Source organism: Plantactinospora sp. WMMB334, assembly GCF_049179095.1.
Classification (GTDB): Bacteria; Actinomycetota; Actinomycetes; order Mycobacteriales; family Micromonosporaceae; genus Plantactinospora.
On the sequence record NZ_JBMHME010000002.1, the window covers coordinates 1,159,553 to 1,182,808 of the forward strand.

General features: G+C 70.8%; 21 protein-coding genes and 1 tRNA gene. 9 read left to right on the forward strand and 13 right to left on the reverse strand.

Annotation, left to right across the window (positions count from 1 at the left end; genetic code table 11):
- Positions 1 to 29: 29 nt before the first annotated feature.
- From ACN27G_RS04960 to ACN27G_RS04985, 6 genes are all read right to left on the reverse strand, one after another.
- On the reverse strand, positions 30 to 920 hold the full coding sequence (locus tag ACN27G_RS04960) for a glutamate ABC transporter substrate-binding protein (RefSeq protein WP_421491586.1): 891 nt from the start codon (positions 918 to 920) through the stop codon (positions 30 to 32).
- A 62-nt stretch (positions 921 to 982) separates the two neighbouring features.
- Entirely contained in the window at positions 983 to 1,762 is a 780-nt protein-coding gene (locus ACN27G_RS04965; RefSeq protein ID WP_421491587.1) for an amino acid ABC transporter ATP-binding protein, read from the reverse strand.
- A gap of 252 nt (positions 1,763 to 2,014) precedes the next feature.
- A tRNA-Sec gene (locus ACN27G_RS04970) sits at positions 2,015 to 2,110 on the reverse strand.
- A 186-nt stretch (positions 2,111 to 2,296) separates the two neighbouring features.
- Complete coding sequence (locus ACN27G_RS04975) at positions 2,297 to 2,956, reverse strand: hypothetical protein (RefSeq protein ID WP_421491588.1); 660 nt, start codon at positions 2,954 to 2,956, stop codon at positions 2,297 to 2,299.
- Between the two features lie 494 nt (positions 2,957 to 3,450).
- Positions 3,451 to 3,744, reverse strand: a complete 294-nt coding sequence (locus ACN27G_RS04980) for a hypothetical protein (protein WP_421491589.1) — start codon at positions 3,742 to 3,744, stop codon at positions 3,451 to 3,453.
- A gap of 121 nt (positions 3,745 to 3,865) precedes the next feature.
- A complete protein-coding gene (locus ACN27G_RS04985; protein ID WP_421491590.1) occupies positions 3,866 to 4,294 on the reverse strand; it encodes a hypothetical protein in 429 nt (142 codons plus the stop codon).
- A gap of 222 nt (positions 4,295 to 4,516) precedes the next feature.
- Here ACN27G_RS04985 and cutA point away from each other — a divergent pair, with 222 nt between their 5' ends.
- Positions 4,517 to 4,879, forward strand: a complete 363-nt coding sequence (gene cutA / locus ACN27G_RS04990; protein WP_421491591.1) for a divalent-cation tolerance protein CutA — start codon at positions 4,517 to 4,519, stop codon at positions 4,877 to 4,879.
- Here the strand turns inward: cutA and ACN27G_RS04995 are convergent.
- Positions 4,857 to 6,038 carry a helix-turn-helix domain-containing protein gene (locus ACN27G_RS04995; RefSeq protein WP_421491592.1) on the reverse strand — a complete coding sequence of 394 codons (1,182 nt, stop codon included), beginning with the start codon at positions 6,036 to 6,038 and terminating at the stop codon, positions 4,857 to 4,859. The two genes, cutA and ACN27G_RS04995, sit on opposite strands and share 23 nt — an antisense overlap.
- Before the next feature lie 535 nt (positions 6,039 to 6,573).
- Between ACN27G_RS04995 and ACN27G_RS05000 the strand changes: the two genes are divergently transcribed.
- Positions 6,574 to 7,056: a hypothetical protein gene (locus tag ACN27G_RS05000; RefSeq protein ID WP_421491593.1), complete on the forward strand. Its 483-nt coding sequence runs from the start codon at positions 6,574 to 6,576 to the stop codon at positions 7,054 to 7,056.
- A gap of 182 nt (positions 7,057 to 7,238) precedes the next feature.
- On the opposite strand, the gene ACN27G_RS05005 is transcribed toward ACN27G_RS05000, so the two are convergent.
- A complete protein-coding gene (locus ACN27G_RS05005) occupies positions 7,239 to 8,813 on the reverse strand; it encodes an IS1182 family transposase (protein ID WP_421491308.1) in 1,575 nt (524 codons plus the stop codon).
- A 64-nt stretch (positions 8,814 to 8,877) separates the two neighbouring features.
- Complete coding sequence (locus tag ACN27G_RS05010; RefSeq protein WP_421491594.1) at positions 8,878 to 9,108, reverse strand: DUF2277 family protein; 231 nt, start codon at positions 9,106 to 9,108, stop codon at positions 8,878 to 8,880.
- A gap of 78 nt (positions 9,109 to 9,186) precedes the next feature.
- Between ACN27G_RS05010 and miaB the strand changes: the two genes are divergently transcribed.
- A complete protein-coding gene (gene miaB, locus ACN27G_RS05015; RefSeq protein WP_421491595.1) occupies positions 9,187 to 10,674 on the forward strand; it encodes a tRNA (N6-isopentenyl adenosine(37)-C2)-methylthiotransferase MiaB in 1,488 nt (495 codons plus the stop codon).
- Positions 10,675 to 10,955: 281 nt separating this feature from the next.
- Here miaB and ACN27G_RS05020 read toward each other — a convergent pair whose 3' ends face one another.
- Complete coding sequence (locus ACN27G_RS05020; protein WP_421491596.1) at positions 10,956 to 11,336, reverse strand: VOC family protein; 381 nt, start codon at positions 11,334 to 11,336, stop codon at positions 10,956 to 10,958.
- 189 nt (positions 11,337 to 11,525) lie between these two features.
- Complete coding sequence (locus ACN27G_RS05025) at positions 11,526 to 12,734, reverse strand: DUF349 domain-containing protein (RefSeq protein ID WP_421491597.1); 1,209 nt, start codon at positions 12,732 to 12,734, stop codon at positions 11,526 to 11,528.
- Between the two features lie 248 nt (positions 12,735 to 12,982).
- Between ACN27G_RS05025 and ACN27G_RS05030 the strand changes: the two genes are divergently transcribed.
- The 3 genes from ACN27G_RS05030 (at position 12,983) to dapF (ending at position 15,918) form a co-directional block, all read left to right on the forward strand.
- The gene (locus tag ACN27G_RS05030) at positions 12,983 to 13,846 is read left to right on the forward strand and encodes a hypothetical protein (RefSeq protein ID WP_421497239.1); all 864 of its coding nucleotides are present in this window, start codon (positions 12,983 to 12,985) and stop codon (positions 13,844 to 13,846) included.
- Positions 13,843 to 14,796: a tRNA (adenosine(37)-N6)-dimethylallyltransferase MiaA gene (miaA, locus tag ACN27G_RS05035; RefSeq protein ID WP_421491598.1), complete on the forward strand. Its 954-nt coding sequence runs from the start codon at positions 13,843 to 13,845 to the stop codon at positions 14,794 to 14,796. Before ACN27G_RS05030 ends, miaA begins: the two co-directional genes overlap by 4 nt.
- A gap of 243 nt (positions 14,797 to 15,039) precedes the next feature.
- Complete coding sequence (gene dapF / locus ACN27G_RS05040) at positions 15,040 to 15,918, forward strand: diaminopimelate epimerase (protein ID WP_421491599.1); 879 nt, start codon at positions 15,040 to 15,042, stop codon at positions 15,916 to 15,918.
- A 221-nt stretch (positions 15,919 to 16,139) separates the two neighbouring features.
- Here the strand turns inward: dapF and ACN27G_RS05045 are convergent, their stop codons facing one another.
- Complete coding sequence (locus tag ACN27G_RS05045) at positions 16,140 to 17,621, reverse strand: NAD-dependent malic enzyme (protein ID WP_421491600.1); 1,482 nt, start codon at positions 17,619 to 17,621, stop codon at positions 16,140 to 16,142.
- A gap of 641 nt (positions 17,622 to 18,262) precedes the next feature.
- Between ACN27G_RS05045 and hflX the strand changes: the two genes are divergently transcribed.
- Positions 18,263 to 19,687: a GTPase HflX gene (gene hflX / locus ACN27G_RS05050; RefSeq protein ID WP_421497240.1), complete on the forward strand. Its 1,425-nt coding sequence runs from the start codon at positions 18,263 to 18,265 to the stop codon at positions 19,685 to 19,687.
- 81 nt (positions 19,688 to 19,768) lie between these two features.
- Positions 19,769 to 21,520 carry a hypothetical protein gene (locus ACN27G_RS05055; protein WP_421491601.1) on the forward strand — a complete coding sequence of 584 codons (1,752 nt, stop codon included), beginning with the start codon at positions 19,769 to 19,771 and terminating at the stop codon, positions 21,518 to 21,520.
- A 150-nt stretch (positions 21,521 to 21,670) separates the two neighbouring features.
- Here the strand turns inward: ACN27G_RS05055 and lexA are convergent, their stop codons facing one another.
- On the reverse strand, positions 21,671 to 22,456 hold the full coding sequence (lexA, locus tag ACN27G_RS05060; protein ID WP_421491602.1) for a transcriptional repressor LexA: 786 nt from the start codon (positions 22,454 to 22,456) through the stop codon (positions 21,671 to 21,673).
- Positions 22,457 to 22,723: 267 nt separating this feature from the next.
- Here lexA and ACN27G_RS05065 point away from each other — a divergent pair, with 267 nt between their 5' ends.
- Positions 22,724 to 23,050, forward strand: coding sequence for a LysM peptidoglycan-binding domain-containing protein (locus tag ACN27G_RS05065; protein WP_421491603.1), 327 nt, complete (start codon positions 22,724 to 22,726; stop codon positions 23,048 to 23,050).
- The last annotated feature ends 206 nt before the right edge of the window (positions 23,051 to 23,256 follow it).

Consider the following 23,256-nt stretch of genomic DNA (forward strand, 5'->3'; position numbering starts at 1 on the left):
ACCTGTTGCGTCCGTCGACGCGGGTGGCGTCAGTAGCGGTTGACGGCCGGGCCCTGCGGGACGTTCTCGTCGAACTTGCCCGCGGTGTCCTTCCACGCCTTCTCGTACCGACCGTCGGCGTAGATCTTCTCCAGGGTGTCGTTGATGAAGTCCCGGAACGCGGTGTCGCCCTTCTTGACCCCGATCCCGTACGGCTCCTCGGTGAACTTCTCACCGGTGAGCTTGAACTTGCCGTCGCTGTTGGCCACGTAGCCGAGCAGGATGACGTTGTCGGTGGTGACCGCGTCGACCTGCCCGTTGGTCAGCGCGTCCACGCACTTCTGGTAGCCGTCGAAGAGGACGAGCTGCTCGCCGGGGCTGGCCGGGTTGGCCAGGTACTGCTTGATGTTGTCGCCCGGGGTCGAACCCTGCACCGAGCAGACCTTCTTGTCGCCGGCCTTGAACGAGTCGGGGCCGGTGATCGAGCTGTCGTCGGAGCGGACCATGATGTGCTGCCCGGCCACGTAGTACGGACCGGCGAAATCGATCCGCTCCTTGCGCTTGTCGTTGATGGTGTAGGTCGCCACCACGATGTCGGCCTTGCCCTGCTCCAGGACCTCTTCCCGGACGGCGGAGGGCGTCTCGATGTATTCGATCTTGTCTTCGGGGATGCCGAGCTCACCGGCAATGATCTTGCCGATCTCGACGTCGAAGCCGGCCGGCTTGTTGTCCAGGCCCTTGAGGCCGAAGCCAGGCTGGTCGAACTTGGTGCCGATGACGATCTTCTGTGCCTCGTTCAGCCGGGCCATCGTGGTGCCGGCCTCGAAGTCCTTGCTGCCGGCACCGGTGTCCGCGTCGCCTCCGTCGTCACCGCCGCAGGCGGCCACGGTGAGGGCCAGTGCCGCGGCCGCGGCTGCCGCCGCCACTCGCGTCATGCGCATTGCTCTCTCCTTCGTCGACGGAGCGGCCAGACCCGGCGGGCGGTCCGCTCCACTGTGGATACCTAGTGGGTGAGGATTTTGGACAGGAAGTCCTTGGCTCGCTCGCTACGGGGGTTGGCGAAGAACTCTTCCGGTGGGGCGTCCTCGACGAGCTGACCGTCGGCCATGAAGATGACCCGGTTGGCGGCGTGCCGGGCGAAACCCATCTCGTGGGTCACCACCACCATCGTCATGCCGTCCCGGGCCAGCGAGGTCATCACGTCCAGCACCTCGCCGACCATTTCCGGGTCGAGGGCGCTGGTGGGCTCGTCGAAGAGCATCGCCTTGGGCTGCATGGCCAGGGCACGGGCGATCGCCGCCCGCTGCTGCTGGCCGCCGGAGAGTTGCGCGGGATACTTCCCGGCCTGGTTCGCGATGCCGACCCGCTCGAGCAGCTTCATCGCCCGTTCCCGGGCAACTGCGGACTTCTCCTTGCGGACCTTGATCGGGCCGAGAGTGACGTTCTCCAGGATCGTCTTGTGCGCGAAGAGGTTGAACGACTGGAAGACCATGCCGACCTCGCTGCGCAGCCGGGCCAGGGCCTTGCCCTCGGCCGGCAGTGGCTGGTCGTCGAAGGTGATCGTGCCGGAGTTGATCGGCTCAAGCCGGTTGATCGCCCGGCAGAGCGTCGACTTGCCGGAGCCCGAGGGACCGATCACCACGACGACCTCGCCGCGCGCGACCGTCAGGTCGACGTCCTGCAGCACGTGCAGGGGGCCGAACCACTTGTTGACCCCGTCAAGCCTGATGAGCGGTTGATCGGTCGCACCGGTCACTCCGCCCGCCTCGCTCAGCTCGGTCATGCCCCCACCTGTCTCGTCCTGGTCTGCCACACCGGATTCCAGCCGAATCGGTTAGGCAACTCTAGGGGACCTGACGTGCTGGAATGTAATCGAGTTCATCACGGGGCGATAACACCAACGGTGGTGATCGTTGCTAGGCGTAAGGTTCTGACAACCTGGAGTAGTTGACTGCTGCTAGTGGCTGCGCAGCCGGCACCGACGGACGCCGGAAACCGGGCGACGAGGCCGTCGCGGCAAAGTCGCGGAAATTGCTGGCGGAGGCGTACGGGAATCGAACCCGCCCGACCGAGCTACTCGGCCGCACCGGTTGTGAAGACCGCGAGGATCACCAGGCGCCTGCCCGCCTCTCCGGCCAGCGGCGCTGTTCCGCCCCTGACAGTAGGCGGTGCGCCGTTTCCGGTGTTCGTCTGGCGCATGATCAACGCCCGCCGAAGGGCCGCAGCATGGCCACAGATCGCATCAGCCCGTCGCGCCGCCAACTACATAGGCGGCCGGGTCTCGATCTCGGGGGCCGGGTGCTCCCGGTGTACAGGGTCAGAGGTGGCCGAGTTTCTTCAGTTCGTCCATCGCGACCTGCGGTCGGAAGCCGACCGCCGCCCGTAGCTGCCTGTCGTGGAACGCGTCCCGGTTAGCGTCAAGCACCTCCTTCCAGACCGGATGCGAGCGCACGAGGCGCTCGCTGATGAGGAACTCGATCACGTCCTCCAACGAGGGCCGGTACCTGCGTCCGCCGACTGGGAAGTGGAGTCGTTCCAATGAGGTTTTCGGACGCCCCGCCGCATCCAGTAGAGCGGAGAGCTTGTCCGACTGACCGTGGATCTGGAGATGTGCCTCGGTGTATCCGTCGCGAGTGTCCTTCTCGCGCTCGTAGTCGTAGTGGAAGATCGTCTGGTCACCCATCTCGTCCAAGCTGAGGGTGATGAACGAGTTGTACACGGTCAGGTGTCCGTCCTTCATCCACGCGGTGAAGCCCACGTTCAGCCAGGCGTACGGTTTCTTGCCATCGACCGTCAGTCCCACTGGCTGGCCGATCGGGTTGGTGCGCGTGACGTTCAGGCCGATGAAGGTGTATCCGATCGGCTCAGACAGGAGCGCCGCCCCGACTCGAGCGAAGCGGCACACCGTGCCGTTGAGGACCTGCTGGATGGTTCGGGCGAAGTCGTGGGACGCTCGTTCTAGTTCAGATCGAGCCACCCGTCGCCATCCAGAGCTGATGTGCGCGTACAGACTTGAATCGCCCTCGTCTGGCCTGATCGCGGAGTTCTTCCCGACTAATACCGATTTCCTTGAGTGCGCGTTCGATGGCGAGTCGCTGCGTCGTAGGGGTGAGGACTACTACCTCGATATCATCGTCTGCAGTCTGTGCAGCCAGTGGAGGTGTCACTGTTGCCTCCTCGTCGGGTGGTAGCGCCATCGTAAGTACCTCCAACGACTCCTACTACCCGGTGAAACGGTCGGAATCACCGCAAAGTTCTGGCTGACGAACATCCGACAAACGGCTCTAACGGACCGGTCCTCGCCGGGGTCGGCCGGGGCCGCCTTCGTCTGGCGGTGCCTCTCGGTCCGGCCCGCCTACCTGCGCGTAGCCGTGGCCAGCGGCCGGACACACACCGGCGGCCTGTCCCGGCCCGTTGTCGCGACACCAGGGGGCCGGGCCGCCAAGGGACGTCCGGCGGACAGTGGTCTGATCATGTGTCCGGTGTGGTGGGGCCGTTCATGCCGGTGATCCGTCGTAGGTCCTCCGGTGTCGGGGTCGCGGACGGGAGCAGGATCCGCACCGATTCGGGGATCGCGTCGTCGCCGACGACCTCCAGCCACGTGCCGGCGAGTTGGATGCGGCCGCAGTCCGGCAGCCCGCACGGCCGGCAGCCGTCGATCCCGCGCGGCCAGTGCGCGTCGAGGACCTGCCGGGCCACCACGGTGACGAGCTGACACCGTCGCGGATCCCGGCCGACAAGCGCGTCGGTGATGACGACCCACAACGCCCACTCCGCCGTCGGGCACCACGACCCCCGACAGCCGCCACACCGGCCCGCTCGGCATGGGTGGTGACGGTCGCCCACGCCCAGTCGACGGCCAGCCCGGAAGCGCTCTGCGGCACGCTCACCGGACCCGCTCCAGCGCCGCCCGGACATCCCCGGCGGTGACCGCCGCCGGCAGCGTCCCACCGAGCAGCACCCGCACCGCCTGCTCCCGCCGGTGCATCTCGACCGCCCACGACCACAGCGGGCAGCCGTCCGGACCACACCGGCCGCACCGCCGCAACGCGTGGGCACCGAGGACGAGACGGGCGAAGGCGCACTCCACCGGCACCGGCCACTCGACAGTCAGCCACCGCCGCACCAGCCGGATCACACCAGCCTCCCGAAGCCCGACCGGATCGTGCCGGTGCCCCGCCCGGTCGACCCGGCGACGGACGGCGGCGAGCAGCACCACACACCCACCCCGGGGGCCGCATTCGGCACACCGGCCACCGTCCCGATGCTGCTCCTCGATCCGGCGATCCGCCCGCCACCGGTCCACGAGATCCACTCTTCCGTCACCTCCCGGGCCGTGGCGCCCCGGACACCAGTCACGAAGCGCCACTCTCCACCTCATCCGGCGCCGGCCCGGAACGTCCGGGGGACGAAGCTCCGGACCGGCCGGAACGCCGGAGGTAGGTGTAGGTACTGGATCCCCTCGGCGTCCCTGACCTCAGCCTCGCCGGTCGACACGTGCGTAGGACAGCGGTGACGCGTCCTCCGCCTGTCCGCCGTGGTGTCCGCGGACGGCTACGCTTCCGGTGTGACCGACTGTCTGGAAGTCGCCACTGCGACCGAGACGCGGGAGGTGGCGGTCGCGCTCGCCCGGTACGCCGTTGGTGCCCGGCTGGCCGGCAATGCGCAGGTGATCGGGCCCGTGACCAGCGTGTTCTGGCACCTCGGCGAAGAAGGCACCGGAGAAGAGTGGCGCCTGCTGCTCTACACCACGGCGGACCGGTACGCGGAGCTGGAGGCGGCGCTGCTGGAGCGCCATCCCTGGGACAACCCGCAGGTGACGGCCACGCCGATCGTGGCAGGATCCGCCGACTGCCTGGCCTGGCTGTCCAACTCGGTCAGCCCTGAAGCGGGCCGCTGACCAGACTTCGCAGCTCGGCGGCGCAGGGCATCTGCGCATACGGGCCGAGCCGGCCCACGAATGCCTCGATCCGCTGTCCTGGCCGGGCCGACCCCACCCCGGCAGATAGCCGGACGGCGCGGGCAGCAGTGGCGCAGCCCTGCTCGACCTCGTTCGCGTCCAGATAGGCGTCCGCCAGCCAGGACAGGTACAGGGCCTTGTCCCGGGCGTGCGTGTCCTCGTACCGGGCGAGTACGGCTTCGAGGATCGGGATGGCTCGCATCGGCCGTCGCAGGACAGCCCAGCATCGACCGGCCATGATCTCGGCCTCCCGGTGGTCGACCCAGTACACCCAGTCGGGCTCGGGTCGGTCGCGGTGCTCGCCGAGGCACATCGCGCCGAAATCCAAGTGCCGCTCCGTGTCGTTTGCATGCCCGTTGACCGCATGCACCCACGCTCGGCGCAGGTGCAGTAGCGCCCGGACGACAGGCGTCGCCGACGCGGCGGCCGTGTCGTACGCCGCCGTGATCGTCTCTGTCGCTTCCCGCCCGAGCGCCAGTTTCTGATAGGCGAGCAAGACCATCGCGTTGCCGGCCGATGAGACATCCCCGACGTCACGCGCGGCGGCGAGGCTGGACCGGTACCACCGCTCGGCGTCGTCGTGCCGGCCGGCGTCGAACGCCGCCCAGCCGGCCATCTGCGCCTGCTCCGCGTATATCTTCAGCAACTCGCGCCCCGTGGCCTCCGGGTAGCTGCCGTGCTGGATGATCCGCAGCGTCGACTCCAGCTCGGCTGCGTACATCGCGACCGTGTCCGCGCCGCCGAGGTAGTCGTCGATCCGCCGTAGCCGGGCGGTCCGGTCGGCGATCTGCCGCGGCGTGTCTGCGCCGATCCGGCGGCCGTGACTGAGGATCGTGTGCGGGAGCGCGACGGCGAGGCCGGCCCGGGCGATCACTTCCCGCCTGCGCAGGCCGGTGCCGGCCAGCGCGGCGAGCGTCCCGCCCGCCCTGAGTGCGGCGTCGATGCGCTCGGCCGCCTGTGGCGTGGGCTCCTTCATCCCGGTCTCCAACTCGTGAAGGTAGCTCTTGCCGTAGAAGGCGACGGCGGCCAGCTTGCGCAGCGAGATGGCGCGCTCGGCGCGCAGCTCCCGCATCCGAGCCGCGAACCCGAAATCAGACATCGGACACTCCCAGGTAGCGGTCCGCGCTGCCCCGCCAGCCGCGACTCCGGCGAGCCACCGAACCGGACGGTACACCGGTCTACCAGTCTTCGGCCGTGGGTGCTGATCGGCGGCCCATCCGCCGAGATCGATCCGGATGTGGGCACGGGGACCGCCACTTCGGACCGTACACCTTGTTGCATGTGGAACGGTTCTCGCGAACGCCGGGGTACCTGGCGATCATCACAAGGGCGGACATCGGCAGCGCCCGAAGTGTCCGGTGCCCGACGCGAGTCGCTCTACCAGACCACGCTCGGTGAGCGGCGTCGGCGCGCTGCGCCGGGAGGGTGGCGGTCGCCGACTACAATAGGTAGTCAAGGGTCGTCGATTTCGGCGGATATGGTCACAGACCGGTAACTTAGCCGCTCCCGACCCGGTCGGCCCGGCACCATCGTGGGTGAGGCCGTTACACCCAGGTACGGAGGTGCTCGGCCCGACGGGGGATGCCGACCGAGACTGGCATCCAGCCACGACCGATGACGGCGAGGAGGCGGCAATGATCGAGCTGTGGAACTGGAGGACGGAGGGGCGGGTCGCCGCCTCGGAGATCCGCCTGGCGCTTGCCGACGCGCTCGACGTACCGGTGCTGCCGCTCGGCGGGGTCGACCCGGCCCGGCTGCCGCACGGCGCGCTCCTGGTCGACGTCTGGCACTGCCCCGGTGAGTTCCCCACCGCTGTCGACTGCTACGGCGTGCCGGCCGACCTGCCGGAGGTGAGCGCCGTCTCGGCCTTCGCCCGCCGGCTCGGCCGGGCCTGCCTGCTGCCGGACGACACCCTCGACGCCGGGCGGCACCTGCTGGTGGCGGTGGACGGCACCATCCGGCCCGTCCACCACGAGGTACGGGACACCGACGACGGCGAGATCCTCTCCGAGCAGCGGCTCTGCACGCAGCTCAGCCCGCGCTGCCGAGGCTGGTCACCCTGCCAGCGGTCGCGCTGGGTCCCCGACTCGGTCATCCCGGCACTCGCCGCCGCCTAGGAGATCACTGAACAATCCCGGGTTTTGGGGAGGCGGTGGTCGGAGGTGACGGGGAAGGTGTCTCAAGAGGCCGTCTTGCGGCGGTGGTCACAGCGCGTGGCTGGGCTGCGGGCTTGTCTTCCCCGTCGTTGAGGCAGCTTGTGAGGTGGTGTGGGCTGTCGGGAAGTCCCGGTCGGGGTGGTTCAGGCCAGGGCCCAGCCGGTGGGCTGGCGGGTGAGGCCGAGGTTGAGCAAGCGGCGTAGGTTGAGTCCGGCGATGCGGGTGCGCAGCCACCAGGCGTTCGCGGCGGTGCCGCGGTAGCGCAGTTTGCGGCAGCGGCCTTTCGGGCCGATGAGCCAGGCGATGGAGCGTTCGACCATGGGCCGGTGCCGGCGGTAGGTGTCACGCAGATGCTGGTTGCTGGCCCATCGGGCGCGGGCGGCGCGTAGTACCTGGTCATGGGGGTGCAGGCTGATCGAGCGGCCGTCTTTGGCGGTGGTGCATCGCTGTCGTAGCGGGCAGCCGCGGCAGCCGGCGCCGAATGTGGCGGTGCGTTTCGCGGTCAGTCGTCGGATCAGGCCGTTCGGGCAGGTCACTGTGCCGGCCAGTTCGTCGACGGTGAAGTCATCGATGGTGAACCCGCCCTCGACCGCGGGGCGCAATGGGGCGGGCTTGATGATCGGGGTGTGACCGGCTGCGGTCAGGCCGGCTCGGGCCTCACCGGTGCCGTAAGCGGTGTCACCCAGGACTTCGAGATCCTCGACGCTGCTCAGGTCGGGGTCGTGGGCGAGCAGGTTCAGCCCGACCACCGCTTCATGATTGTCCGTGCCGGCGGCTTCGGTCAGGTCAGCGCCGGTGAACAGACCGGTGTCCGGCTCGACCGCGACGTGACCCTTGAAGCCGTCCTGGCGGTGATGGACGGTCTTGTGCACGTGCCGGGCCTGCGGATCGACGACCGAGATCACCCGCTCGGGGGCGACCCGGCGGGCGATACGCCACCGGCCGTCGGTGCCGTCCGAGCCGTCGGCCGGCTCCACGTCCTGCCCGGCGACCAGCGCCAGCAGGGCCAGGGCCTGCTCGGCGGACTCGTCCAGTTTCGTGCCGGTGAACGCGTCAACGACGATCAGTGCGTCGTTGACCAGCGCCGACACCAGAGCATCACGGGCGCTCTTGTCGTCCCAGACGATCCGGGGCTTGCCCGGATCGTCCCAGTCATGGGAGTGACAGCGTTCCGCGATCACCACGGCGGCGCCGGGCACCTCGCGGCGGACCCGGCGCATCGCGGCGATCAGCTGGGTGATGGTGTCCTGGGTGGCGACCGCGTCGTCGAAGACCACCGAGTCCAGAGCCCGGCGGGTCTTGCCCTTGAGCACCCCGGTCTGGGCGACGACCTGCCGGACCGCGTCGAAGATCCGGTCTGGGCGCCCGGAAGCACGTAGCCGCTGCCGCCACACCGTCAACGTCGTGGGATGGAAACCCGCGTGGTCGATCGGCAGCCCGCAGGCCACCTTCCAGCGCAGGTCGCAGCGCACCGCCTGGACCGCTTCCGGGTCGGAGTAGTCCTGCAGGGTCTGCAGCACCAGCACCGAGGCGATCACCGCGCCGGGCAGCGACGGCCGGCCCCGCCCGGACGGGAACAGATCGGTGAACATCCCGTCCGGGAACAACACGTCACGATGCTCGGCCAGCAGGGCGTACACACTGCCCGCCGGCACCAGATGCCCAACCAGCGCCGCCGTGTCCCACAACTGCGGCCCAGACTCAGAACGACCCTGCACCTACCCATTATCGATCAAACCCGATCAAGTGGGATGACGGCACGCCGGATTATTCAGTGGTCTCCTAGCGATCCGCCGCCGCCTGCCCGGAGCCCTTCACCACGAGCTGGTCGAGCAGGTTCCGGGTCGCCTCGGCCACGGCGGCCACCGCGGCGTCGAAGGCCGCCGCGTTGTGCGCGGCCGGGGCACGGAAACCGGAGATCTTACGGACGTACTGCAACGCCGCCGCCTCGATGTCCGTCTCGGTGACGACCTCGGCGTACGGCTGGCGAAGGGTCTTGATGCTCCGGCACATGGCGCTTCCTTCCGGTGGCGGGGGTGGACGTCCCGGGGGAACTGGCTTCCCCGGCCCTGCGGATACTCTGTCACTGTCATGACTACCGCAGCCCTCGGCAGCCCGCGTACCTATCAGGTGCGCACCTACGGCTGCCAGATGAACGTGCACGACTCCGAGCGGATCTCCGGACTGCTGGAGCAGGCCGGCTACGTTCGGGCGGCCGATTCCGACGATCCGGACGTGGTGGTCTTCAACACCTGCGCCGTACGCGAGAACGCCGACAACCGGCTCTACGGCAACCTCGGCCACCTCCGCCCGGCCAAGGACAAGCGCCCCGGCATGCAGATCGCGGTCGGCGGCTGCCTGGCCCAGAAGGACCGGGGTGAGATCGTCCGCCGGGCACCCTGGGTCGACGTGGTCTTCGGCACCCACAACATCGGCTCGCTGCCGGTGCTGCTGGAGCGTGCCCGGCACAACGCCGCCGCCGAGGTGGAGATCCTGGAGTCGCTGGAGGTCTTCCCCTCCACCCTGCCGACCCGGCGCGAGTCGACGTACGCCGGCTGGGTGTCGATCTCGGTCGGCTGCAACAACACCTGCACCTTCTGCATCGTGCCGTCGCTGCGCGGCCGGGAGAAGGATCGCCGCCCCGGCGACATCCTGGCCGAGGTACGCGCCCTGGTCGCCGAGGGTGTGCTGGAGATCACCCTGCTCGGCCAGAACGTGAACTCGTACGGTGTCGAGTTCGGCGACCGGCTCGCCTTCGGCAAGCTGCTCCGGGCCACCGGCGAGATCGACGGGCTGGAGCGGGTCCGCTTCACCAGCCCGCATCCCAAGGACTTCACCGACGACGTGATCGCGGCGATGGCCGAGACGCCGAACGTCTGCCACTCGCTGCACATGCCGTTGCAGTCCGGTTCCGACGCCGTGCTCCGGGCGATGCGCCGGTCGTACCGGGCCGAGCGCTACCTCGGGATCATCGAGAAGGTCCGGGCGGCGATGCCGGACGCGGCGATCACCACCGACATCATCGTCGGCTTCCCCGGCGAGACCGAGGCAGACTTCGAGCGGACCCTGGAGGTGGTCCGCGAGGCCCGCTTCTCCTCGGCCTTCACCTTCCAGTACTCCAAGCGTCCCGGCACCCCGGCCGCGAGCATGCCCGACCAGTTGCCGAAGCAGGTGGTCCAGGAGCGCTACGACCGGCTGATCGGCTGCGTCGAGGAGATCACCTGGGCGGAGAACCGCAAACTCGTCGGCACCCCGGTCGAGGTGCTGGTCGCGGTGGGGGAGGGGCGCAAGGACGAGCGCACCGGCCGGCTCTCCGGGCGGGCCCGGGACGGCAGGCTGGTGCACTTCGCCGCCGGCTCGTACGAGGGGAGGATCCGCCCCGGCGACATCGTGCACACCACGGTCAGCTACGCCGCACCGCACCACCTGAACGCCGACGGCGAACCGCTGGCCCACCGCCGCACCCGGGCCGGTGACGCCGCCGAAGCGGGCCGGGCACCGCGTACCGGTGGGGTCTCGCTCGGGTTGCCCACGGTCGGCGTACCACCGCCGCTGCCCAACTCCGCCTGCGGCGGGTAAGGAAGGGCCCCCGCTTATCGTTTTTTGTTGTAGCGGGGGCCCTTCCTAACCGGGGACTGGGTCACAGGCCGATGCCGGCGACGCTACCGCCGGTCTGCCCGCTGCCCGGCGCCTGCTCGATCGGCAAGCGCCCCCGTCGAGGAAAACATCGTTGTAGGTCGATGTGGACCCGAGGTGTGCGCGTTCCTCCGGGGGATGGGGTTCGGGCTGCCCGGAACAGGCGCGACCGCGCGTCCTGTCCGGCGAGCGATCCTCTACGTCGATGGTTTGGGCGAGGGCCGTCAGAGTGGGTCGAGGCGACGCTTGAGCAGGCAGAACTCGTTGCCTTCTGGATCGGCGAGGACGTGCCAGGACGCGTCCGCGGGCTGACCGATGTCGACGAGTGTGGCACCGGCGGCCAGGAGGCGCGCGAGCTCGGCGTCCTGACCACGGTCGGTGGGGTTGACGTCGATGTGTAGCCGGGCATGCCCGTTCTTCGGCTCGTCGTCGCGGATGAGGAAGATCGTCGGCTGTGGGCCGCCGAACCCTTCGCGCGGACCTATCTCGATGCAGCCTTCCGCTTCGCGATCGAGCTCTATGAAGTCCAGGACCTCGCACCAGAACCGCGCCAGCACCTCGGGGTCGTGGCACTTGAGCACGAGCTCACCGATACGGCATGCCATTGACGAAACCTACTCTCAGCATGGGAACTACCGGGATGGCCGCACACGGATGTCATGAGCTCCCTGTAGCCGTCATCTGAAGCTGGGGTCGCAACAGCGCCGGTGCGTCGCCCGCCAATCGCGTGGCCAGCCGCCATTCAGCACGTCCAGTCACAACGGGCGTGAATCGCTCGCCCTGGTCGGCTCAGCTCAGCTGGCCTGCTCCGCCAGCTCGAGGAAGCGCCGCTTGGCGGTGAGGGCCTGCTCGGCCTCCCGGATCCGCTTGGCGTCACCGGCCGCCTGGGCCCGGGCGAGCCGCTGCTCGGCCTCGGCGACCTGGTCACGCATCTGCGCGAGCAGCGGGTTGGCCGACGGCTCGGTCCGGCGCCACGCGGAGTCCATCGCCTGGCGGACCTTTTCGTCCACGGCCCGCAGCCGCCGGTCCAGGTTGGCCGCCGCGTCCCGGGGCACCCGGCCGGCCTCGTGCCACTGGCCCTGGATCTCCCGGAGCTTCGTCTGGGCGCCGCGCGGGTCCGCGTCGATGTCCAGCGCCTCGGCCTCGGCGAGCAGGGCCTGCTTGCGCTCCAGGTTGCCCCGCTGCTCGGCGTCGCGCGCCGAGAAGACCTCACTACGCCGGGAGAAGAAGGCGTCCTGGGCACCCCGGAACCGATCCCAGAGCCGCTCCTCCGCCTCCTTGGAGGCACGCGGCGCGGCCTTCCACTGTGCCATCAACTCCCGCAGCCGGTTGGCCGTAGGCGCCCAGTCGGTCGAATCGGCCAGCGACTCGGCCTCGACGACCAACTCCTCCTTGGCCGCCTGGGCCTGCTTGCGCTGGGCGTCCAGGGTCGCGAAGTGCGCTCCACGGCGACGGGTGAAGCCGTCCCGGGCGGCCGCGAACCGCTTCCACAACTCGCCGTCGGTCTTCTTGTCGACGCCGCGGATGGTCTTCCACTCTTCGAGGATCTCCTTGAGCCGGTCGCCCGCGGTCTTCCACCCGGTGGACTCGGCGGCAAGCTTCTCGGCCTCCTCGACCAGCGTCGTCTTCCGGGTGACCGCCTCGGCCCGCGCGGTCTCCCGGGCGGCGCGGGCCTCGCCGGCCTTGCTCTCCGCGAGTGTGGCCAGCCGGTCCAGCCGGGTCGCGAGCGAGTCGAGGTCACCGACCACGTGCGCCTCGGCGAGCGAGGCACGCAACCGCCGAATGGTGGCGAGGGATCCCGACGGGTCGGCCGCCCCCGACTGGAGCCGGGCCTCGGTCAGATCGACCTCGGTGACCAGGTCGGCGAAGCGGCGGGCGAAGTGGGCCAGGCCCTCCTCCGGCGCACCGGCCTGCCAGGAACCGACCATACGCTCACCCTCGGCCGTCTTGACGTAGACGTTGCCGTCCGCATCCACCCGTCCAAAGGCAGTCCAGTCACTCATGAGCCCATCCTCGTTCTCCCGGCGCTGCCGGGAATGGGGGTCCCCGGCGGTCGCCGCCACGGCGCAGCCAAGTTTCTCCCGGCATTGTCACAGGTCCAACCCGGTCCGCGTCGAGCGCCTATCGTCGACCGTGACCATACGGTGTCCTAGACCGCACCCGGATCGCCAGGCCCACGGGTGTAGAGTCTGGCGCCCGTTACGGTGGGGGCGTGCCACTGGTCGCCGCCGCCGTCTGCCCGCATCCACCGATGATCGTCCCGGAACTGGCCGGTGCCTCGGCCGGTGAGCTGGATGATCTCCGGCTCGCCTGCGTCGGGGCGGTCGGCCGGCTGCTGGCGGCGACGCCGGACGTCGTACTCGTGCTCGGCACCGCCGACCGGACCCGCCGGCACGGTCCCGCCGACCGGGGCAGCCTCCGGCCGTACGGGCTGGACCGGTTGCTGCGGCTGGGACCGGTGTGCGACGGCGCTCCGGCAGGATTCGACGCCGCCGACGGTGCTGGCGGCGGCCACGGCGAGAGTGCGCACGAGAGCCCGGCGGAGTTGCCGCTCAGCCTGCTGGTCGGCGCCTGGCTGCTGGACCGGGCCGGCGCGGCGGGACCGCGCCGGGGACAGAGCGTCGGCACGGACGCCCCGGTGGAAGAGTGCCGGCGGATCGGTGCCGAGCTGGTCGAGGATCCGGCGGAGCGGGTGGCGCTGCTGGTGATGGGGGACGGGTCGGCCTGCCGGGGCGAGCGTTCCCCCGGGTACGACGATCCGCGCGCCCGGCCGTACGACGATCGGGTCGCCGCGGCGCTGCGTGCCGTCGACGGCCCGGCGCTGCTCGGGCTGGAGCCGGCGCTGTCGGCGCGGCTGCGGGTCGCCGGCCGGGGACCCTGGCAGGTGGCCGCCGCTGCGGTGCTCCGCAGTGGAGCGCCCTGGCGCGGCGCGCTGACCTACTATGCCGCGCCCTACGGCGTGAGCTACTTCGTGGCCAGCTGGACACCGGAGGGTGCGGCCAGCTGGACACCAGAGGGTGCGGCCGGTCGGGCGGCGGAGGGTGCGGCCGGTCGGGCGGCGGGGAGTGCGGGCGGACCGGCGCAGGCGGGCGGCCCCGGAGGGATGCCGGCATGAGCGGACGCGGCCGGGTCGTCGCGATCGTGGGCCCCACCGCCACCGGCAAGTCCGGACTCAGCATCGAGCTGGCCCGGGCCGTTGGCGGAGAGGTGGTCAACGCGGATTCGATGCAGTTCTATCGCGGGCTGGACATCGGTACCGCCAAGCTGACCCCGGCCGAGCGGGGTGGCGTGCCGCACCATCTGCTGGACATCTGGGCCGTGACCGAACCGGCGAGCGTGGCGGCGTACCAGGCGCTGGCCCGGGCGGCGGTCGACGACATCCTGGCCCGGGGACGGGTACCCGTCCTGGTCGGTGGCTCCGGACTCTACGTGCGGGCGGTGCTGGACGAGTTCGAGTTCCCGGGCACGGATCCCGTGGTGCGGGCTCGGCTGGAGGAGGAACTCGCGGTCTCGGGGCCGGCGCCGCTGCACGCCCGGCTGCGGGCCGTCGATCCGGTGGCCGCCGAAAGCATCCTGCCCAGCAACGGGCGGCGGATCGTGCGGGCGCTGGAGGTGATCGAACTGACCGGGGCGCCGTTCACCGCCTCGCTGCCCCGCCCGAGCCCGTACTACGACGCGGTGCAGATCGGCGTCGACCGGGAAACCGCCGAGCTGGACGAGCGGATCGCCGTACGGGTGGAGCGGATGTGGGCAGCCGGCCTGGTCGCCGAGACCCGGACACTGGAGGAGCGGGGACTGAGAGACGGCCGCACCGCCGGCCGGGCACTCGGCTACCAGCAGGTGCTCCGGTTCCTCGACGGCGGGACCTCCGAGTCGCAGGCGCGGGCCGACACGGTCCAGGCGACCCGGCGGTTCGTCCGGCGGCAGCGGGCGTGGTTCCGCCGCGATCCCCGAATCCACTGGCTGGATGCTGCCAGGAACGACCTGGTCGAAGCGGCGCTCGCCCTGCTGACCGCCGCCGGCAACCCACTGACCAACGGTCCGGTCGACCGACGGTCCAGGTGACGCATGATTCCGGATCACCAAGATCTTCGGAAAGTTGTGGCGCGCACCGAACCATAGATTTCCAAGATCTCGGAGATGCCCCGATGCGGGGCGACAGGGAGGGTGGGTGGGATGTGTGGTTTGTGATTGATTGGGGTGTGGGCAAGGGTCAGGTGGTGCCGGAGGGGCGGGTGGGATGACGCCTGGGGCTGGCCCGGGCAAGGGTGCCCGGCGGCGTCCGGACCGTTCGGGAATGATGGAGGGGTGCGGTTCATCAAAGGCCACGGCACCGGCAACGACTTCGTGCTCCTGCCTGATCCTGACGGCCAGCTCGGCCTGACCTCGTCGATCGTGGCGGCGCTCTGCGACCGTCGGCGCGGGATCGGCGCAGACGGCGTACTGCGGGTGGTGCGGGCCGCCAAGCATCCCGACGCGGTCGGGTACGCCGACGCCGCCGAGTGGTTCATGGACTACTGGAATGCCGACGGCACCTTTGCCGAGATGTGCGGCAACGGCGTGCGGGTCTTCACCCGCTACCTGATCTCCAGTGGGCTTGCCGAGCCGGTCGACGGCATCCTGCCGATCGCCACCCGGGCCGGAGTGGTGCGGGCCGAGGTCAGTGGCGAGAAGATCTCGGTGGACCTGGGGCGGCCGCGCATCATCGGGTCGGCCCTGGCCACACTCGGCGGGCTCACCCTGGCCGGCACCGCCGTCGACTGCGGCAACCCGCATCTGGTCTGCGTGCTCCCGGGAAGTGTCGACCTGGCCGGGCTGGACCTCACCCGCTCACCCGGCTTCGACTCGGCGGCCTTTCCGACCGGCGTGAACGTCGAGTTCGTCGCCGCTGGCGACGATGATCCTGCCGACCGGGGCGGCGCCGCACAGCCGGTCGGCGGCGCCGACCTGCACGTGCGGATGCGGGTCTACGAGCGCGGTTCGGCGGAGACGCTCTCGTGCGGCTCCGGCGCCTGCGCGGTGGCGGCGGTGGCGTTGCGCGACGCCGGCCGTACCGGCGGGGTCGTCGCCGTGGACGTGCCGGGCGGACGGTTGACGGTCACCCTGGACGACGAGAGTTGCTGGCTCGCCGGTCCGGCGGTCCTGGTCGCGCACGGTGAGATCGACCTGGCCGCACTCGCCGCCTGATCAGACGGCCGTCGGTGCGGCCGGCACCAGCCTCGCCCCGCAGGACGCAGGAGGCTCGTTCCGGCTTCACTCCGGGACGCTTGGGCCGTCGGACGCTTGCCCCGCTGGACGCTTGCCCCGCTGGACGCTTGCCCCGCTGGACGCTTGCCCCGCTGGACGCTTGCGCCCGCTGGACGCTTGCGCCCGCTGGACGCTCCGGTTGCCGATTCCGGCCCAGCGGATCAGCCTGACAGCGGGCTCGCCGGTGCGGCTGCCCCGGCGGCGATCTCGGGCAGGTCGGCCGGGCCGGAATCGGCGGCCGGCGGCGGGCTCGGATGCCGCGCGGCGGCCCGGACGGCGGCGGCCACCGCCGGAGCCACCCGGGAGTCGAAGACGCTCGGCACGATGACCGTTGGGTTGATCTTGTCTGTCCCCACCACGTCGGCGATGGCGCGGGCGGCCGCGATCGCCATCTCCTCGGTGAACTCCTCGGCGTGCGCGTCCAGCATGCCCCGGAAGACCCCGGGGAAGGCAAGGACGTTGTTGATCTGGTTGGGCTGGTCGGAGCGGCCGGTGGCGACCACCGCCGCGTGCCTGCGGGCCTCCCGGGGATCCACCTCGGGGTCCGGGTTGGCCAACGCGAAGACGATCGCGCCGGGCGCCATCGCGGCGATGTCGTCGCCGCTGAGCAGGTTGGGCGCGCTCACCCCGATGAAGACGTCCGCGCCGCGCAGCGCCGACTGGAGGTCGCCGGAGAAGTCGTGCCGGTTGGTGTTGTCGGCGAGCCACTGCCAGGCCGGGTTGAGACCCTCCAGGCCGCGGTGCAGAGGGCCCTGCCGGTCGTACGCGATGATGTCGCCGACGCCCTGGCGGAGCAGGAGCTTCATGATCGCCGTACCGGCGGCGCCCGAGCCGGAGACGACGACCTTGACGTCCGCGAGCTTCTTGCCCACCACCCGCAGCGCATTGGTCAGCGCCGCCAGGACCACGATCGCGGTGCCGTGCTGGTCGTCGTGGAACACCGGGATGTCGAGCAGTTCGCGCAGTCGGTTCTCGATCTCGAAACAACGCGGCGCGGCGATGTCCTCCAGGTTGATCCCGCCGTACTGCGGTGCGATCGCCCGGACGATCGAGACGATCTCGTCCGGATCCTGGGTGTCCAGCACCACCGGCCAGGCATCCACCCCGCCGAACCGCTTGAAGAGCGCGGCCTTGCCCTCCATCACCGGCAGCGCCGCCGCGGGGCCGATGTTGCCCAGACCCAGCACGGCCGAGCCGTCCGTCACCACCGCGACGGTGTTCCGCTTGATGGTCAACCGCCGGGCGTCCGCCGGATTCTCCGCGATGGCCAGGCAGACCCGGGCGACCCCCGGGGTGTACGCGCGGGAGAGCTCGTCGCGGTTGCGCAGTGCCACCTTCGGTGACACCTCGATCTTTCCGCCCAGGTGGAGCAGGAAGGTCCGGTCGGAGACCTTCCGGACGTCCACCCCGTCCAGCGCGCTGAGCGCCTTCACCACCTGGTCGGCGTGGGTGGCGTCGGCGGTGTCGCAGGTCAGATCGACGACCACCGTGGTCGGGTCGGAGTCGACCACGTCGAGCGCGGTGACGATGGCACCGGCCTCACCGACACAGGTGGTCAGCCGGCCGATGGCCGAGGCGTCCGCCGTTACGCTGATCCGGATGGTGATCGAGAATCCGGCACTCGGCAGTCGGGTGATCGCCACGTGGTCCTCCGTCGTCTTCCCGCGGCCTCGCTGCCGCCGTCAGCATTCTCGCCTGCCGGTCCCGCCCCGCCGTCGGCCGGGCCGGCCTCCGTCGCCATCCGGCGACCCGGACCACCCTAGGCCGAGCCGACGGGGGCGCCTCCGCCAGCCTGCCCGTCCCGCCGGGTCGGGGCACACGGCGCCCCCGAGCGGAATGTCGGGCCGGTGCCAGTGGTTGATCTCCTTGGGCGACCGGTCCGGGCAGCCGGTCCGCCCTGCCGGTCCGCCCTGCCGGTCCGGGCAGCCGGTCCGGGCAGCCGGTCCGGGCAGCCGGTCCGGGTTGACCTCATCGAGCGACCGGTCCGGGTTGGGCGCCCTCGGGTGGCCGGAGCGGATTTATAGCGGGTGCGTCCGACCGGCCCGCGTGTCACGATTGATTGCCGGCAGCACGCACAGCGTAATCAATGCGACGAGGACGCGCAGAGCGTGCAGAGGGTGCAACAGACGACAGACTTCCGGCGGCCGGCGGGGTGGTGACCAGACCCCGCCCCCGTCGACGGGCAGCGAGATCGCGTCGGGTGACGGGATCTCGTCGATGGACAGAGATCAGATGGGCAGAGATCAGGAGGAACGGCTTGCGAGACCAGGAAAGCGTCGTTCGGCTGGCGGACGCGGACCTCGACGCCATCGTCATCGATGACGACGTCACCACCGGCGAGCTGGAGCTGGAGGATCGCCAGGCACTCCGCCGGGTCGCCGGCCTCTCCACCGAGCTCGCGGACGTCACCGAGGTCGAATACCGGCAGCTCCGGCTGGAGCGGGTGGTCCTGGTCGGCGTCTGGGCGGACGGCACGGTGACCGACGCGGAGAACTCTCTCGCGGAACTCGCCGCGCTCGCCGAGACCGCCGGTTCACAGGTGCTCGAGGGCCTGATCCAGCGCCGTAACCGGCCGGATCCCGCCACCTACGTCGGTCGGGGCAAGGTCGACGACCTCGGCTCGGTGGTCCTCGCCTCCGGCGCCGACACGGTGATCTGCGACGGTGAACTGTCGCCGTCGCAGCTCCGCAACCTGGAGCAGCGGATCAAGGTCAAGGTGGTCGACCGGACCGCGCTGATCCTGGACATCTTCGCCCAGCACGCCAAGAGCCGGGAGGGCAAGGCACAGGTCGAGCTCGCCCAGCTCGAATACCTGCTCCCCCGGCTCCGCGGTTGGGGTGAGAGCCTGTCCCGGCAGGCCGGCGGCAGCGGCCGGGGCGGCGGTGCCGGCGGCGGGGTGGGGCTCCGTGGCCCCGGTGAGACCAAGCTGGAGACCGACCGGCGCCGGATCCGGATCCGGATCTCCCGGCTCCGCCGGGACATCAAGGGCATGCGGACCGCCCGGATCACCAAGCGCGCCCGCCGGACCCGCAACGGCGTACCGGCGGTGGCCATCGCCGGCTACACCAACGCGGGCAAGTCGAGTCTGCTCAACCGGCTCACCAATGCCGGGGTGCTGGTCGAGGACGCCCTCTTCGCCACGCTGGATCCGACGACGCGCCGGGCGTACGCCGCCGACGGCCGGGTCTACACCCTGGCCGACACGGTCGGATTCGTCCGACACCTGCCGCACCAGATCGTCGAGGCGTTCCGCTCCACGCTCGAGGAGGTGGCCGACGCCGATCTGGTCGTGCACGTGGTCGACGGGGCGCACGCCGACCCCGAGGAGCAGGTCCGGGCGGTACGCGAGGTGCTGGCCGAGGTCGGCGCCGACAAGCTCCCCGAGCTGCTGGTGGTCAACAAGACCGACGCGGCGGACGAGGAGACGCTGCTCCGGCTGAAGCGGGAGTGGCCGGAGGCGGTCTTCGTCTCGGCGCGTACCGGCGGGGGCGTCGAGGACGTCCGCGCCGCGATCGAGGCGCGGCTGCCCCGTCCGGCGGTCGAGGTGCGCGCGGTGCTGCCCTACGACCGGGGCGACCTGGTCGCCCGGGTGCACCGTCGGGGCGAGGTGCTCGGCACGGCACATCTGGCGGAGGGGACGAAGCTGCACGTACGGGTGGACGAGGCGCTCGCCGCCGAGTTGGCGCCGTACCGGGAGCTGGCGGGATGATCAGCAGTCCCGTCGGGCGGTGACAGAGGGTTGATCACGCCGCATCCGCGGTTGGCGGCACCAGCATGCGACACTGTGCGGATGCGGCGAGTCCTTTCCACGGTGCTGGTTGCCTCCGGCGCACTCGGGCTGACCCTGGGCCTGGTCGGGGCCACTCTCGGTTTCGGCGCTGTCGCGGCCTCCGCCGCCGCCGGCAAGAAGGTCTGCACCATCACGGACGAGCGGATGACCGAGCTCTCCGGCCTGATCGCTACCTCGAGTGGTTACGTGGCGATCAACGACGGGAGCGACGACCCCGCCCGGGAGCGGGTCTTCCTGCTGGACACCAAGTGCAAGCTGAAAAAGGTCGTCCAGTACGCCAGCAACCCGCGCGACCCGGAGGACCTCGCCCTCTCCGCCGACGGCAAGACGGTCTGGATCGCCGACACCGGTGACAACGACTCCGAGCGGCGGACGAGCGTGGTCCTCTGGAGCATGCCGCTCAGCGGGGCCTCCAAGCCGGTGCTGCACCGGCTGACGTTTCCCGGCAACAAGCGGCACGACGCCGAGGCGTTGCTGATCGGCCCCGACGACGTGCCGTTGATCATCACCAAGTCGACCGGGAAGGCGGAGATCTACCGCCCGACGGCGGAGCTGGCGAAGAACAACGACGAGGGCGTGCCGCTGGAGAAGGCCGGCGAGATCGCCCTGCCCAAGTCCTCCACCGCCAACCCGTTCGGCGGGGCGGGCCGGGTGACCATCACGGGTGCGGCCCGGTCGCCGGACGGCAAGCGCGTCGCACTGCGCACCTACGCCGACGCCTTCGAGTGGGATGTCGAGGGCGATGACGTGGTGAAGAGCCTGACGACCGGTAAGCCCCGGATGACGGCCCTGGCCGACCCCTTCGGCGAGGCGATTTCCTACACCCCTGACGGCAAGAGCTTCCTGACCGTTTCCGACGTCGACTCGCTCGGCGAGGAGCAGGACGTGACGGTGCTGAGCTACGCCCCGGCCAAGGAGGTCGCGGCGGCCGCCGACGGGGCGGCGGCGGGTGACAAGAAGTCCGAGCAGTCCTGGACCGACTCACTGACGCTTAACGACATCACCTATCTCATCGCGGCCGTGGGGGTGCTCGGTGCCCTGCTGGTCGGGCTCGGCATCTTCGGCATCGTGCGGGCCCGCCGCCGACCCCGCGAGGACGGGCTGGGCGTCACCGGACCGGACGGGACCGACAACGATCCGCGGGCGGGCCGGGAGGCGAGGCCCGGGGAGGGGCGGCATCCGTCCGGCGGCCGGCGATCCGGTCATGACGACGAGGAGAGCTGGGGGCCGCCGCGATCCGGCGGCTACGGCGACGGCTACCGCTCCGAGCGGCCCGCCGACGACTACGAGCCGGCCGGACGTGGTGGATCCGCCGCCGGTGTTTACGGGGCGAAGCCGGCCGGCGGCGGCGCGGTCTACGGGGCGAAACCGGCCGGTGGCGGCGTCTACGGCGGTGGTGGCCGGCCTCAGGGCGGTGGCGGTGGTGGCCGGCCTCAGGGTGGTGGCCGTCCCTCCGCGGGCGGCGGCGTGTACGGCGGTGCCCCGGCCGGTGGTGCTCCTCCGGCCGGCCGGCCGCGCGCCGGTGGCGGGGTCTACGGCGGCCAGCCGGCCGGCAACACGTACGGCAGCGGCAACGGGAACGGTCGTGGCGGTGGGCGACCCGGGCCGGACGAGCAGTGGCCCGAGCAGCGCGGCGGATCGCCACGCTCCGGCCACGGCGCGGGCCCGCGCGGTGGCGGTCCTCGCGGCGGGCAGTACGGCCAGCCCCGGCAACGCTCCAGCGGACACCCCGACGACTACGACCACCGCTGATCACCCGCCACGGCCCGGCCCATCACCCGCCACCCCCGGGCGCCGAAAGATCAACGAGAGATCACCGGCCGGCGCCGGGAGATCGGAGCGGGCGCCGCGACACCCGGAGGACCGGTCCGGTGCTTCCCCGGTGGCCCGGCGGGCGGCGGGTCAGATCCGCCGGAGCACCGCGACGACCCGTCCCATGATCGTCGCGGTGTCGCCGGGGATCGGGTCGAAGGCGGAGTTGGCCGGCATCAGCCAGACGTGCCCGTCCCGGCGGCGGTAGGTCTTGACCGTCGCCTCGCCGTCGAGCATCGCCGCGACGATCTCCCCGGCATTCGCGGTGGGCTGCTGGCGGACCACCACCCAGTCGCCGTCGCAGATCGCGGCGTCGAGCATCGAGTCGCCCTTGACCTGGAGCATGAAGACCTCGCCCTCACCGACCAGTTCGCGGGGGAGCGGGAAGATGTCCTCGACGGCCTGTTCGGCGAGGATCGGGCCACCGGCGGCGATCCGGCCGAGCATCGGGACGTAGGCCGGGGTGGGGCGCTGGGCCCTGGCGGTCTCGTCGTCGACCAGCTCGTTCGGCGGGCGCACGTCGACGGCGCGCGGCCGGTTCGGGTCGCGCCGGAGGAAGCCCTTGCGCTCGAGTTCCTTCAGTTGATAGGCCACGCTGGACGGGGAGACCAGCCCGACGGCCTCACCGATCTCCCGCACGCTGGGCGGGTAACCGAACCGTTCCACCCAGTCCCGGATGAATTCCAGGATGCGCCGCTGCCGTGCGGTGAGCTCGCTGGAGACCAGTTCCGGAAGGGCACTCACCACCGGAGTGACCGCGCGCAGCGCGGGCGCATCCTCCCGGGTGCGTGGCGCGGCCGGGCGCCGGCTGGCCCGGCTGCCCGATGCGCCGATCTTCTGGGCCTTCTGCCGGCTCGTCCGGTCGTCGGTCGACACGTCGTCCTCCCTGGTGGCGGGTGCGGTGCCCTGGCGGCTCGTGGTGCGTGATGGCTCGTGGTGCGGATGGCTCGGCGCCGGCTTCGCGGTCGTCGCCGCGTGCCGGTGTCGATGTTCAAAACCGTATAGGTGAGATCACGTAGTTTCAAACATCTGTACGACATCGGCGCGGCGTGTCGTTTCCCGCGGGCTCGACATCGAACGCCTGTTCTGATAAACCATCGTACGTCTGTTCGTTCGAACTCCTGTTCGATCTTGGAGGTCGCAATGGGTGCGACGGGGTTTCCGGGGGCGTCGCCGGGCGGTGGTCGACTGCGGCTGACCCGGCGGGGCAGGCTCGTGGTGACGGTCCTCCTGCTGCTGCTCGTGGCGGGCCTGGCGGCGATCCTCTCTCCGGCGTCCCGCGCCGCCGACCCGCCGCGGCCGGCGGAGACGGCGGTGGTCCGTCCCGGCGACACCCTCTGGTCGGTTGCCGAGCGGCACCGGCCGAGTCGGCGTCCGTTCGCCGTGATCGACGAGATCCGCCGCCTCAACGGGCTGGAGGACCACACCGTGCACGCCGGGCAACGGCTGATCCTGCCGGCGAAGCGGTAGTGGCTGCTGCTGAGAGTCCTGGCGGCGAAGCGGTAGCGGCTGCCGCCGAAGGGCGGCGATCCACCCGTGCGGCGCGAGCGGTCGTCCGACGCTGGTCCGCAAACCGTGTCCGCTGAGGCGGTAACCGCCGTGCCGGCCGCGCGGTTGGAAGATTGCGGGCCACGCCACGCCCGCCCAACTTGACCACGACTCCTCTGCGGCCTACC